Origin of the sequence: Corynebacterium sp. L4757, from assembly GCF_043673995.1 — a bacterium.
Classification (GTDB): domain Bacteria; phylum Actinomycetota; class Actinomycetes; order Mycobacteriales; family Mycobacteriaceae; genus Corynebacterium.
On the sequence record NZ_JBIMEN010000008.1, the window covers coordinates 74,565 to 87,502 of the forward strand.

Here is a 12,938-nt window from a genome sequence, read left to right on the forward strand (position 1 = left end):
GCCATGTTGGGGTGGAGCGATGAGAGGCCGTTAACGGAGGTGCTGCCGGGCAAGGTGGCCAAGGCGTTGACCAAGAGCTTCGGCTACACCACCTGCGGGCAGCTGCTGCTCAATCACTATCCGCGTGATTATGTCCAGCAGGGCAATGCTTTTCGCTCCGTGGAAGATGGCGGCGCGCAAGAAGGCTCCATCGTGACCATTGTCGGCACGGTAACCGAGAAGCGCACACGGCATACCAACCGCGGCGAGATCCTCAACGTGGTTGTCGATGGCAAATACACCGCCGTCTTTTTCAATGGCACGTGGCAAAACCGCGTGCTGGATTATGGCTCCCGCGTGCTCTTTTCGGGCAAGCTCAAATACTTTGGTCAGAAGCCACAGTTACAGCATCCGGAGTTTCTCATTCTTAATGGGCCCTCCACAGCCAGCAAATGGACGGGCACGCTCAAGGCGATTTCGCAATTTGTGGATGTCGAGGAGCTCTTGCGCACCCGCGTGTGGTTCCCGGTCTATCCAGCAACCTCCACCTTGAAATCGTGGACCATCATGGCCGCGATTCACCACGTGCTCAAAACCATGCCGCCGGTCAAAGATCCGCTGAATTTCGGAGACTTCACCTTTGACCGCGCCATCCGCGAAATTCATGAACCAGGCCCGGAAGGCCCGCAGCGCGCGATAGACCGCCTGAAATATAACGAGGCCCTAGGCATCGGTCTAGTCATGGCGCTGCGCCGGCGTGATGTGCGCCAGTGGCGGGCATTTCCCATGCCACCGGCGCCCGATGGCTACCGCGCCGAGATGATTGCGGCGCTGCCTTTTCAGCTCACCCAAGGCCAGCAGAATGTGTTGCGGGACATCGATGCCGATATCACCAAGCCTGAGCCCATGATGCGCTTGCTCCAAGGCGAGGTCGGCTCCGGCAAGACGCTTGTTGCCGTGGCTGCGATGCTTTCCGCCGTCGATGCCGGGCACCAAGCGGCGCTGCTTGCGCCCACTGAGGTGCTCGCGCACCAGCATGCACGCTCTATCCGCGCGCAGCTGCCCGAGGATATTCGCCTCACGGTGCTCTCTGGCTCCATGAAAACGGCTGAAAAACGCCAGGCACTGTTGGATATCGTCTCTGGGCAGGCGGATATCGTGGTGGGCACGCATGCGATCATCCAAGAGACCGTGGAGTTCTATTCCCTCGGCCTCGTTGTGGTGGATGAGCAGCACCGCTTTGGTGTGGAGCAACGTGATGCCCTGCGCATGAAAGCGCCTGAAGGCACCTTCCCGCACGTGTTGGTGATGACGGCAACGCCGATTCCGCGCACCATCGCTATGACCGCCTTTGGTGATTTGGCGTCCTCGTCTTTGCACGAGCTGCCCGGCGGGCGCAAGCCTATCCAATCTTCCGTCGTGCCGGAGCTCAAGCCGAAGTGGGTGCAGCGCGCGTGGGAGCGCATTCGCGAGGAAGTGGAAAAAGGCCACCAGGCTTATATCGTGTGCCCACGCATCGAGGGCGAAGGCGGCGTGCTGGAGCTGGCTGCCGAGCTTGCCGATGAAGAGCTCGCCGGCCTCAACATCATGGTCCTGCATGGGCGTATGGATGATAAAGATGAACGCATGGCAGCCTTCGCGCGCGGGGAAGTGGATGTGTTGGTCTCCACCACAGTTATCGAAGTCGGTGTGGACGTGCCCAATGCGACGGTGATTCTGATTCGTGAGTCGGAGAATTTCGGTGTGAGCCAGCTGCACCAGCTCCGTGGGCGAGTGGGCCGTGGCGGCAATGCTTCGCTGTGTCTTTTCCACACCACCGCGGATTTACGTTCAGAGACTTATGAGCGTCTAGAGCGCATCGCGGCGACGTCTTCGGGCTTTGAGCTCACCGAAATTGACCTTGAGCACCGCCGCGAAGGAGACGTCCTGGGTAACCGCCAATCCGGGCGCTCACGTACGCTGCAGCTGCTGGATTATTCCAAGGATTTGCTGGTTATTGAAAACGCCTATGAAGACGCATATGAGCTGGTGGATGCGGACCCCGAAGCTGCGTTTAATATGACTGCGGATATTCGTGCGCGTGAGAGGGAATACTTAGATAAATCTTAGGTGCCGGCTGCGATAGGGTAGAAGACATGACTAGAATCATCGCCGGCCAGGCACGCGGACGAAGCATTAACGTGCCCAGTGAAGGCACCCGTCCCACCTCAGATCGCGCCCGCGAAGGGCTCTTTTCATCGCTCGCGGTGCGCTGGGGTTTTGAACAATCCCGCGTCCTCGATCTCTTCGCCGGATCCGGCGCTCTCGGCCTAGAGGCCGCCAGTCGCGGCGCTGAGGAAGTCCACCTCGTGGATGATAGCCCTGAGGCCATTAAAAATATCGAGCACAATGCTCAGGTGGTGGGCCACCCCAAGGTGCATATTCACCAGATGCAGGCTGGCACTTACCTAGACCGCGCACCGCGCGAATACTTCGACATGGTGCTGGCTGACCCGCCTTATGATTTCAATGACGTTGACGCGCTTATTGCCAAGCTCACCCCAGCACTGGCGGATTCTGCGATAGTAGTTATTGAACGCCACGTTGATAGCCCCGAGCCGCAGTGGCCGGAAGAATTCACCCCGACGGGCCAGAAGCTGAAGAAGCGCACCTATGGAATCGCGCGCATGGATATGGCCATCTTTGAAAGGAATAGCGATGACTAGCGCAGTGTGCCCTGGCTCTTTCGACCCCATGACCCTGGGACATTTGGATATCTTCCACCGTGCTGCCGAGATTTTTGATGAGATAACGGTCTTGGTGACCGGCAACCCGAACAAGCAAGGTGGGCTTTTTAGCGTCCACGAGCGCGTGGAGCTTATCCGCGAGGTCATTGATCGCCCGAATATCCGCGTCGATTTCTGGTCAGGCCTGCTGGTGGATTATACGAGCGATAATAATATCGATGCCATCGTCAAAGGCCTGCGCTCTTCGCTCGATTATGAGTATGAGCTGCCGATGGCGCAGATGAATAAGCGCCTGTCAGGCATCGACACAGTTATGCTGCTTACCGATGAAAAATACGGCTACATTTCCTCCTCCCTCTGCAAAGAGGTAGCGAAGTATGGCGGAGATATCTCCGGATTCTTCCCTGAACCCGTCGGGCGCGCAGTGCTGGAGAAATACCAGCAATGATGGCGGTTGCCGCGGTATTTCTCGCCATCGCTGTGGGTTCGTGCCTGCAGCGAGTTTCCGGCATGGGCGTGGGACTTATCGCGGGACCGATTATCTCCATCGTGATTGGCCCGGTGGAGGGCATCATGGTGCTCAATATCCTCGCTTGCATCAACGCGGGTGCCACCGCGGTGACCGTGCGACGCAACGTAGACTGGAGCCAATTCTGGATTATCTCCTCGGTACTCATCATCGGCTCTATTCCGGCCGCACTTCTTATTGCGGCAATGGATACCGCACCGCTGCTCATCCTCGTCGGCTGCTTGCTTTTGATAGCTCTGGCAGTGGTGACCTTCGGCAAACACGTTGTGCCACCCGTATCCGGCAAAGCCCCAGCGTTGACGGCGGGCGTGCTCGGCGGATTTAGTAATACCCTCGCAGGCATCGCCGGGCCCGTCTTCACGGTTTATTTCACCGCTCGCAACACTCCCCAGGCCACTCTTGCGGCCACGCTACAGCCGCTCTTTATGGTCTCCGGCGGGCTCTCCTTCATCATCAAAATCGCCCTCGGCACCGCCGTGCTCGGGGACATCAGCTGGATGGTGTGGGTCGCAGGCCTAGCCGGCATGCTCGTCGGAATCACGCTCGGGAGCATTTTCGCCGGAAAGATCGAACAAGCGGCGGCACGTAAGTTCTCACTCATCGTGGCCGCCGCTGGAGCACTGGGCGCGGTTATTCGCGGTATCACATCACTTTAGAAGTGAAGATAAAAACTCCTTGGTCCTTGGCTGCTGTGGATTATCCAGCACCTGCTCAGGAGCACCCATCTCCACCACGGCGCCATCGGCCATGAAGACAACCTTATCGGCGACCTCGCGCGCAAAGCCCATCTCATGGGTTACCACGATCATGGTCATGCCACCTTTAGCGAGGTCTTTCATCACGCGCAGCACCTCACCAACGAGCTCGGGGTCGAGGGCGGAGGTGGGTTCATCGAAAAGCATCAGCTTCGGCTCCATCGCGACCGCGCGCGCGATAGCAATGCGCTGCTGCTGGCCACCGGAAAGCTGCACTGGGTAAGCATTTGCCTTATGCGCCAAGCCAACCTGCTCCAGCAGGTGCATGGCCTTCGTCTTGGCCTCCTCAGGCTTGACACCCTTGACGTGAATCGGGGCCTCGATGATATTTTCCATCACCGTGCGGTGGCTAAAGAGGTTGAAAGACTGGAACACCATGCCGATGTTCTGGCGCTGCAAAGACGCATCCTTTTCAGAGATCTCATACAACGTGCCGTTCTTTTCGCGATAGCCCACGAAATCACCATCGACATAGAGCCTGCCGGCGGTGATCTTCTCCAGGTGATTCACGCAGCGCAGAAAAGTGGACTTACCGGAGCCAGAAGGACCAATGAGACACATGACCTCTCCCGGTTCAACGGTGAGGTTAATACCTTTGAGTACCTCGAGCTGGCCAAAAGACTTGTAGACGTCGATGGCCTCAACCATAGGTTTATTCATTGCGGTCTACCTCCGGGATAACGGAAACGTTTTTAGGAATGGTGCCTTCGGCATCGGCAAGCGCTGCAAGCTGGCGGCCGGTCAGCTCGCGCGTGGCGCCCTTCTCGTAGTACTTCTCTAGGTAGTGCTGGCCGACCATGAAGATGGACGTAATGGCCAGATACCAAGTGGCTGCGACCAGCAGGAGTGGAATTGGCTGGAAGAGCGCTGCGGAAATATCGGTGGCGCGTCCGAAAATCTCATGGGTATAAGGAATGGCGACGACCAGGGAAGAAGTTTTCAGCAGCGAAATGAACTCATTGCCGGTCGGTGGGATAATAATGCGCATCGCTTGCGGCATGATGGTGCGACGCATGGTCATCCACCAGCCCATACCCAAAGCCTTGGACGCTTCCTTCTGGCCCTCGGGCACCGAAGAGATGCCGGAGCGCACGATTTCGGCCATATATGCGGCCTCATTCAGGCCCAGGCCAAGAACGGCAAGCAAGAAGGCAGAGGAGAGCACGCCTTCGAGCGAAATCTCGGCAAAGCCCAGGTTGATGGATTGGTAAATCGCGCCGAGTAGACCCCAGAAGACCAGCTGGACATAGATTGGGGTGCCACGGAAGACCCAGAGGAAGACCCAGGAGATGGCCTGCAGAACCGGGTTGGGGGACATGCGCAGCACGGCCAGGATGGCGCCGCCGACGACACCGATGATCATCGCGAGCAGGGTAATCGCCAGGGTGTGCAGCGCTGCGATAGCGATGCGCGTATCAAGCACGTATGCGAAGTAGGTCTCCCAGCCAAAAGCTTCATTGCGTGCTGCCGAGATGACGAAAGCGACAGCTAGCAGAAGGACGATGACTGCGAAAGTCCAGCGCCAAGGGTGGCGCAGTGGCTTTGCCTCAATCCTTTCAGGGGTGCTCATTGAATTGGCCTTTCATTAATCATTGCGGTGTCAATCAAGCCTTCTTCGATGCCCCATTGGGCAAGGATTCGGGCATAATCGCCGTTATCAATCAAGTGTTGGAGGGCGGCTGCCATAGCGGGGCCGTAATCGGAGTCCTTCGGAACAGCCATGCCATAAGGCGCGGCGTCGAAGATGTCGCCGACTAGCTCTAGTTTGCCGTCGGAGCGGTTGACCGCATAGGCGGTCACCGGTGAGTCAGCAGACAGCGCGTCGGCGCGGCCGGCGAGCGCTGCGATAGCGGCGTTATCGGAGGTGTCATAGCTTAAGATTTCCAAGTCACCATCGCACTCATCGCGCTTGGGCCGAACGTCATCGGTCTCTGAGACAGTGGTGCGCTGCACGGCGACGGTCAGGCCGCAGGCGTTATTTGGATCCACGTCGTGCTCAGAGTCGGTGGGTTGTGCCCACTGGATGCCGGCGTAGAGATAGTTTACAAAGTCATATTGCGCGCGGCGCTCGGGTGTATCGGTGAATCCGGACACCCCGACGTCGAGTTGGCCGCCGTCGATGGACGGCAAAATCATGGCGAAGTCTTGCTCAACGGGTTGAAACTCCAAGCCCATGACAGATGCCATCGCACGCGCGAGGTCCATCTCGAAGCCGACGATATTGCCGCCGTCATCTTTGAACTCAAAAGGCGCGAAGGGCGGGTTGGTGCCAACGGTGAGCACGCCGTCTTCATCATCGACCATAGCGGCGATGGAATCGACGCGTTCAAGCGTGATTTCTTCCCAGCCTTCGGGCAGGGCTGGTTCGGTATTGGTGACGCAGCCAGAAAGCACGCTTACCGATGCCAGAGCAGCTAAGACCTTGTACCTCATGCTGTCTGCTTTTGCTTTGCGATACGACGGTCTGCATAAATAAATGCCGCCACAATTGCGGCTCCCAGCACAATCATGCCGATAATCGGTGCGGTGGATGCGTCTTGGCCTTCACCCCATGGCCAGAGGGCGCGCAAAGAACCGACCATGAAACCGGTCATCACAGCCAGCGTGACTCCGCGGTGGACATCGAGCAGGTAGTTAAGAATGCGCACGAATGCAACCAGACCGCAGATGGCGCCGACGATGAAGACGGCGATGACGGCGAGATCACGGTCGGAGACTGCCTGGATAATGGGTTGGTAGAGTCCCAACATGAGCAAGATGAGAGAGCCAGACATGCCCGGCAAAATCAGCGCGCACACGGCAACGGCTGCGGCGAAGAACACCACTACCAAGTTGGGGTCCTCGACTGCATTAGAGGTCAAACCGGTGAGAATGAAAATCGCCACCGCGCCAATTGCTCCTGAGATCCAGCAGAGCGGCTTGGTGCGCTCTGCTTTGGAGATCATCGAAATGGGAACCGAGATGGATACCAAGACCATGCCGAAAAATAGCGCATGGGAGATGGAGAAATTATTGGCCACAAAGCTCGAAAGAATGGTGGAGAGTCCGAAGACCGCGGCCACCATGCCCACAGCGACGGTGGCGATAAAGACCCAATCAACTTCCTTGATTTTGCCTTTAACTAGCTTATTAGCGTTGTGCAAAGCGCGTTCGTAGATACCCACGATGAGCGCGACGGTGCCGCCGGAGATTCCGGGCACCAATTCGGCGGAGCCAATGAGGCCACCGCGAATCAGGTTGAGAATATGCTGCATAAAATTTTTGACCTTCGCGTGATAAAGAACAACAGATCACGCTACACGTTTATGCGCATAAAATTAATTCAGCCGCGCAAGAAGGGCAGCATGTCATAGATATTGACCTGTGGAATATGCGGTGCGATGACTGCTCCATAAATCGAGCCAACAACCGCCCAGATACCAAGAGACACGACAACATCAAGCAGGAAATTCTGCTCAGGAGAATCACCCAAGCCAAAAGTTGGCAGGGAAGAGGTGCCATCACCATTTTGGGAGCTGGTAGGAACTTCCAAGCTTTCTGCGCCCTGAGAGCTCTCCGTTGTGAAGTCTTCGACGGTGTCGCTGATCTCGGAGGAAATGTCCTGGGCATGAGCAACGGATACTGGCGCAATAGCAACGGCAGTGGCAGTGATCAGGGCAGCAAGCTTGGTGCGCATTAGATTCTCCTGAAGAAATGATTGATTTTACTTGAAACAGACTACTGCACGCCCAGCCCAAATGTGAAAGAAAGAGTATTTTGGGGACCATGATGAATACGGAGCTTTCAAACCAACAGTCAGAGCAGATGTTCAAGATTTATCGTCATCTGCACCAGAACCCTGAGCTATCCATGCAAGAGTATGAGACCTAGAAGTTCATTGAATCTGAGCTCGATGAGATTGGACTTGAGCACTTCCGCTGCGGCGGCACCGGCGTGGTCGCGATTGATAAAAATGGCGATGGCCCAACCGTTGCTTTTCGTGCGGATATGGACGCGCTGCCGATTAAGGAAGATACGGGGGCGGAATTTGCATCGGAAAGCACTGCTGAACTAGACGGTGCCACGGTGCCGGTCATGCATGGCTGTGGCCACGACATGCACACCACCGCAGCGCTGACCGCCGCACGCTTGGTTCACGAGCAATCCGACAGCTGGTCGGGCACCATCGTGTGGATCTTCCAGCCCGCTGAAGAAACCGCTGAAGGGTCCCAGGCGATGGTCGATGATGGGCTGTGGGATAAAGCGCCGAAGCCGGACATCGTGTTGGGCCAGCACGTCTTCCCATTTGAAACCGGCACCATCAACTACACCCTGGACGCGGCGATGGCTGCTGCTGATTCTTTGAAGATCACCCTCCATGGCGAACAAGCTCATGGCTCGCAGCCGGAGAATTCCATTGACCCTATCGTGTTGGGTGCGCATATTGTCACCCGCCTGCAGACGATTGTGGGCCGTGAAATTGCGCCATTGGATTCCGCTGTGGTTACCGTCGGTACATTTAATGCTGGTCTGAAGGAGAACATCATCCCGGACCGCGCGGAGCTGAAGCTCAATATCCGCACCCTGACCCCTGATGTGCGTGAGCACGTTCTGGCGTCGATTACGCGCATTGTCAACGCTGAGGCGGAAGCTTCTGGTGCGCCGCAGCCAGAAATCGAAGAGATTTACACCTTCCCGCAGCTCAAGAATGACCCGGAGGAAGGTGCTAAGGTTGCGGACGCTCTGAATGCAGAGCTTGGCGATGACAACGTGATTGAAACCCCACCACTGATGGGCTCTGAGGACTTCCCGAATCTCGCGGAAGCCATCGGGGTGCCCAGCATGTTCTGGTTCTTCGGCGGTGCAGCCAAAGACGATGAGAATCCGGCGAAGAACCACTCGCCGCGCTTCTTGCCGGTGGAGGACACCTCACTGACCACGGCGGTGCGCGCTGCAATTGCTGCGGTTGGTTCCTACGTAGCGAAATAAAAATAAGACCCTGTACTCAGCAAGTACAGGGTCTTAATTAATTTGTGCCCCTGGTGAGACTCGAACTCACACTGGACGGGTTTTGAATCCGTTGCCTCTGCCAATTGGGCTACAGGGGCGCACAAAGAGATAGTAGCGTAAGTAGTTCGCAAAATTAAAATCAGCACGTCTACACTGGTCGTTGTGACTTCAAAGCTACTTCTCATTGACGGCCATTCCATGGCATTTCGCGCGTTCTACGCCCTGCCGGTTGATAAGTTCTCCACTTCTGGTGGTCAGCACACCAATGCGGTCTATGGATTCATGTCCATGATGGCCTCGCTCGTGGGCGAGGAAAAGCCGGACTCTATCGCAGTGGCGTTCGATGTCGGACGCAAGACTTTCCGTACGGAAATGTTCCCCGAGTACAAGGCGCAGCGTGAGGCAGCGCCGGAGGCCTTCAAGGGCCAGGTCACGATTATTCGTGACATCTTGGACAAAGCGGGTATTACGACTTTGTCGCGGGAGAATTTTGAGGCCGATGACATTCTGGCCACGCTGGCTACTCAAGCGACGGGCATTGATGACATCGATACGCTGATTGTGACCGGTGACCGTGACTATTTGCAGCTGGTAAATGAGTCGACGACGGTGCTGTATCCCATGCAGGGTGTTTCCAAGCTGCACCGCTTTACCCCGGCTGCGGTGGAGGAAAAGTACGGCCTCACGCCTGAGCAGTACCCGGATTATGCGGCGCTGCGCGGAGATAACTCGGATAACCTGCCGGGTGTTCCGAAGGTGGGTGAGAAGACCGCACTGAAGTGGATTTTGAAATATAACGACCTGGAAAATCTGCTTGCGAACGCCGATGAAATCAAGGGTGTCGTGGGTGAGAACTTGCGTGAGCGTATTGAGCAGGTGCGTCTCAACCGCACGCTGACGCAGATGATTACCGATATGGACCTGGAAGTCGGCCCGCAGGATCTGGCGTTTAAGCCGGTGGAAACCGCGACGATTGCCGAGCTTTTCGATGAACTCGAATTCGGCGGCAACCTGCGCGAGCGCGTGATGGATGCCTTCCCGAATATTGAGGGCGCGGTTCCGGAATCTGCTGATGACGTGCTAACCACCGTCAGTGATGAGCCTTTGGCCAAGTGGCTTCAGGGAAAAGATGGAGTAGCGGTATTCATCACCGGCGATGGCCGACCTGGTCAAGGTGATGCCACGAGTATTTCTCTGGTTGATGATTCCTATTCCGGTATTCATGCCGAATTGGCTGGGCTGTCCGCAGAAGATGATAAGGTGCTCGCGGAGTGGCTGGAATCGGATGCGAAGAAGTACATGCATGAGGCAAAAGCGGCGTATCACATGCTGCAAGGCCGTGGTGTGGAGCTTAATGGCGTAGAACATGACACGGCGATTGCGGCATACTTGCTGCGCCCAGGACAGCGCACGTATGAGCTTGCCGATGTCTACCAGCGCCACTTGCGTAAGACCCTTGAAGCGTCGAGCGAGCAGCTGTCCTTGCTGGATAAAAATGGTGGGATTGATTCCGCGGCAGCGATTATGGAATTGGCGGTTGAGCTGACCAAGGAGCTGCAGGAGATTGACTCTTATCAGCTCTATGCAGAGTTGGAGATGCCGCTGGTGTCGATTCTGGCGCGTATGGAAGCCATCGGTATTGCAGTTGACGTGGACATTCTGGAAACCCAGCTTGAAGTATTCGCGAAGCAGGTCGCGGAGCAAGAGGAGGCCGCGCGCGAGCTTGCTGGCGATGACTCTTTGAACTTGAACTCACCAAAGCAGTTGCAGTCTGTTCTGTTTGAGACGCTGGACTTGCCGAAGACGAAGAAGACCAAGACTGGTTATTCCACGGCAGCCAAGGAGATTGAGCAGCTGGCGATTAATCATCCGCACCCATTCTTGGACCACTTGCTGGCGCACCGTGAGTATCAGAAACTCAAGACCACGCTTGAGGGCTTGATCAAGACGGTGCAGTCCGATGGTCGTATTCATACGACCTTCAACCAGACCGTGGCGTCGACGGGACGTTTGAGCTCTACAGACCCGAACCTGCAGAATATTCCGGTGCGCACGGAATCTGGCCGCACCATTCGATCGGCATTCGTGGTGGGCGAGGGCTATGAGACTTTGCTGACGGCGGACTACTCGCAGATTGAGATGCGTGTGATGGCGCACCTGTCCCAGGACCCAGGTCTGATTGAGGCGTATAAGGAAGGCGAGGACCTGCACAACTACGTTGGCTCACGCGTCTTCGATGTTCCTGTTGATGAAGTCACTTCAGAGCTGCGTCGTCGCGTGAAGGCTATGTCCTACGGTCTGGTTTACGGTCTGTCCGCCTTTGGCCTGTCCCAGCAGCTGTCGATTCCAGCCGGTGAAGCGAAGAAGACGATGGATGCCTACTTCGGCCGCTTTGGTGGTGTGAAGAAGTTCTTGGCGGACGTGGTTGATCAGGCCCGTAAGGATGGATATACCTCCACCATCTTTGGCCGTCGTCGCTACCTGCCGGAGCTAATTTCCGATAACCGCCTGGCTCGCGAAAACGCTGAGCGCGCAGCCCTCAATGCGCCAATTCAGGGCACCGCGGCAGACATCATCAAGGTTGCGATGATTCGCGTGGACAATGCCATCAAGGGCATGAAGTCTCGCGTGCTGCTGCAGGTGCACGATGAATTGGTCGTCGAAATTGCCCCTGGCGAGCTTGACCAGGTGCAAGAGATTGTGGAGCGGGAAATGGATGCATCGATTAGCCTGCGAGTACCACTGGAGGTCTCTGCAGGCACCGGCGATAACTGGGATGCGGCAGCACACTAGGCACGCTGATTGCGGGCCATGTCGTGGGCGGTGCCGCGCCAGCCTTCGTAGAAAATACGGCGCGGGTTATATGTCATCGGTTCGCCGGGTTTGGGAACGTAGCCGGGCCAACCATTGTCATCGCGCTCGATGCGGCCATTCTTCGGCGGAGCATTGGGATTATCATCATTGCCGGCATTGTGCGGGGCGCAAGCGTTGGCGAAATCATCCCAGGTGTGCTCAGGCTTTTTGACATAAGCGTACGCATCGATGTGATGAGCCTGGCACGTTATAGCTGGGCGGCCGCAGCGGGTGCACGTCAAGGTTTCTAACATGACTCCAAGGCGGTGCTCGCCCGTTGAGAAGCGCTTTCGGGTGATACCGGCGATGAAGTTGAGTTGCGCCCGGCCATTGACCATAGAGGTATGAGCGACATAGCCGGTATCAGCGAGCGGAAGGTTCACAGCTTCATGTAAGGGAATCGTGGCTCCGGAGAGAGTGTTGACGTGGCCACGCTCGAAATCGATGTTCGGGTCGCCGGAGAGAATGATCATCGGCTGGTATTTCACGTCCGAGGCTCCGTCAGAGCGCATCTGTCTGATTAACCAGTTGGCGAAAAGCTGGTCATAGCCGAGGTGCGGATTCTTTTTCTTAGCGGTTGCAATAAAGCTTTGCGAGCGTTCCTGGAATTCGCGGGCTATGTGCTCCTTGAGCTGGCCTTGGATGCGAATCATGCCGTTTTCATCAGGATCTTGGGCCAAGCTGATGCGGTTTTGGCGACTTGGCCTATCCGGTTTCTGGCACTGTGAGACGATTTCGGTCAGCCGTACTTTGGCATCAGCTACGGTCTTGTGGTGGCATGCGCGTAGCATCACGTCAAGGACTTTGGCATGATTGTTGAGCCGAGTATCTACTTTGCCAATTGCGACGGAAACAGCCCGGAGATGATCAAGCGAAAGCTTGAGCGAAGCGGCCACGCGATGACGGGGCTTGATGCGCTTATAGGTGCGCAGCAGTGCATTGACTTCTTGTTCGGTGAGATTGTCTTCGCGGGCGATAGTTTCTGGCAATGCGGAACCAACGCGGGCGCGGAAGCTTTCCAGAAGCTCCCAGCCATTATTCATGGCGGCCACATAAGCGGCGTATGCGTTGGTCGATGTCATGAAACATAGACTATGAATACTGCGC

Annotated in this window: 12 protein-coding genes and 1 tRNA gene; 6 read left to right on the forward strand and 7 right to left on the reverse strand. The window is 56.5% G+C overall.

All coding sequences use genetic code 11. The features are described from left to right. Positions 1-3: 3 nt before the first annotated feature. From ACG98I_RS10525 to ACG98I_RS10540, 4 genes are read left to right on the forward strand one after another with little or no spacing between them, the layout of a single operon-like run. On the forward strand, positions 4-2,088 hold the full coding sequence (locus tag ACG98I_RS10525; RefSeq protein ID WP_394720593.1) for an ATP-dependent DNA helicase RecG: 2,085 nt from the start codon (positions 4-6) through the stop codon (positions 2,086-2,088). Between the two features lie 26 nt (positions 2,089-2,114). Beyond that, complete coding sequence (gene rsmD / locus ACG98I_RS10530) at positions 2,115-2,684, forward strand: 16S rRNA (guanine(966)-N(2))-methyltransferase RsmD (protein ID WP_394720594.1); 570 nt, start codon at positions 2,115-2,117, stop codon at positions 2,682-2,684. Further along, positions 2,677-3,153, forward strand: a complete 477-nt coding sequence (gene coaD, locus ACG98I_RS10535) for a pantetheine-phosphate adenylyltransferase (RefSeq protein ID WP_394720595.1) — start codon at positions 2,677-2,679, stop codon at positions 3,151-3,153. Before rsmD ends, coaD begins: the two co-directional genes overlap by 8 nt. Then, the gene (locus tag ACG98I_RS10540) at positions 3,150-3,890 is read left to right on the forward strand and encodes a TSUP family transporter (protein WP_394720596.1); all 741 of its coding nucleotides are present in this window, start codon (positions 3,150-3,152) and stop codon (positions 3,888-3,890) included. Before coaD ends, ACG98I_RS10540 begins: the two co-directional genes overlap by 4 nt. On the opposite strand, the gene ACG98I_RS10545 is transcribed toward ACG98I_RS10540, so the two are convergent. From ACG98I_RS10545 to ACG98I_RS10565, 5 genes are all read right to left on the reverse strand, one after another. Continuing rightward, positions 3,882-4,649: an amino acid ABC transporter ATP-binding protein gene (locus ACG98I_RS10545; protein WP_394720597.1), complete on the reverse strand. Its 768-nt coding sequence runs from the start codon at positions 4,647-4,649 to the stop codon at positions 3,882-3,884. The two genes, ACG98I_RS10540 and ACG98I_RS10545, sit on opposite strands and share 9 nt — an antisense overlap. Then, on the reverse strand, positions 4,642-5,559 hold the full coding sequence (locus ACG98I_RS10550; RefSeq protein ID WP_394720598.1) for an amino acid ABC transporter permease: 918 nt from the start codon (positions 5,557-5,559) through the stop codon (positions 4,642-4,644). Before ACG98I_RS10550 ends, ACG98I_RS10545 begins: the two co-directional genes overlap by 8 nt. Continuing rightward, positions 5,556-6,422 (reverse strand): ABC transporter substrate-binding protein, encoded by an 867-nt coding sequence (locus ACG98I_RS10555; RefSeq protein ID WP_394720599.1) that lies wholly within the window; start codon positions 6,420-6,422, stop codon positions 5,556-5,558. Before ACG98I_RS10555 ends, ACG98I_RS10550 begins: the two co-directional genes overlap by 4 nt. Beyond that, positions 6,419-7,243: a DUF368 domain-containing protein gene (locus ACG98I_RS10560; RefSeq protein WP_394720600.1), complete on the reverse strand. Its 825-nt coding sequence runs from the start codon at positions 7,241-7,243 to the stop codon at positions 6,419-6,421. Before ACG98I_RS10560 ends, ACG98I_RS10555 begins: the two co-directional genes overlap by 4 nt. 68 nt (positions 7,244-7,311) lie before the next feature. After that, positions 7,312-7,665 carry a family 17 glucosidase gene (locus ACG98I_RS10565; RefSeq protein WP_394720601.1) on the reverse strand — a complete coding sequence of 118 codons (354 nt, stop codon included), beginning with the start codon at positions 7,663-7,665 and terminating at the stop codon, positions 7,312-7,314. Positions 7,666-7,865: 200 nt separating this feature from the next. Between ACG98I_RS10565 and ACG98I_RS10570 the strand changes: the two genes are divergently transcribed. Next, the gene (locus tag ACG98I_RS10570) at positions 7,866-8,957 is read left to right on the forward strand and encodes an amidohydrolase (RefSeq protein WP_394720649.1); all 1,092 of its coding nucleotides are present in this window, start codon (positions 7,866-7,868) and stop codon (positions 8,955-8,957) included. 45 nt (positions 8,958-9,002) lie between these two features. Here ACG98I_RS10570 and ACG98I_RS10575 read toward each other — a convergent pair. Next, positions 9,003-9,076: transfer RNA gene (locus ACG98I_RS10575), tRNA-Leu, on the reverse strand. Between the two features lie 100 nt (positions 9,077-9,176). Between ACG98I_RS10575 and polA the strand changes: the two genes are divergently transcribed. Next, positions 9,177-11,771 carry a DNA polymerase I gene (gene polA / locus ACG98I_RS10580; protein ID WP_394720650.1) on the forward strand — a complete coding sequence of 865 codons (2,595 nt, stop codon included), beginning with the start codon at positions 9,177-9,179 and terminating at the stop codon, positions 11,769-11,771. Here polA and ACG98I_RS10585 read toward each other — a convergent pair. Beyond that, positions 11,768-12,913, reverse strand: coding sequence for an HNH endonuclease (locus ACG98I_RS10585; RefSeq protein ID WP_394720602.1), 1,146 nt, complete (start codon positions 12,911-12,913; stop codon positions 11,768-11,770). The two genes, polA and ACG98I_RS10585, sit on opposite strands and share 4 nt — an antisense overlap. Positions 12,914-12,938 lie beyond the last annotated feature (25 nt).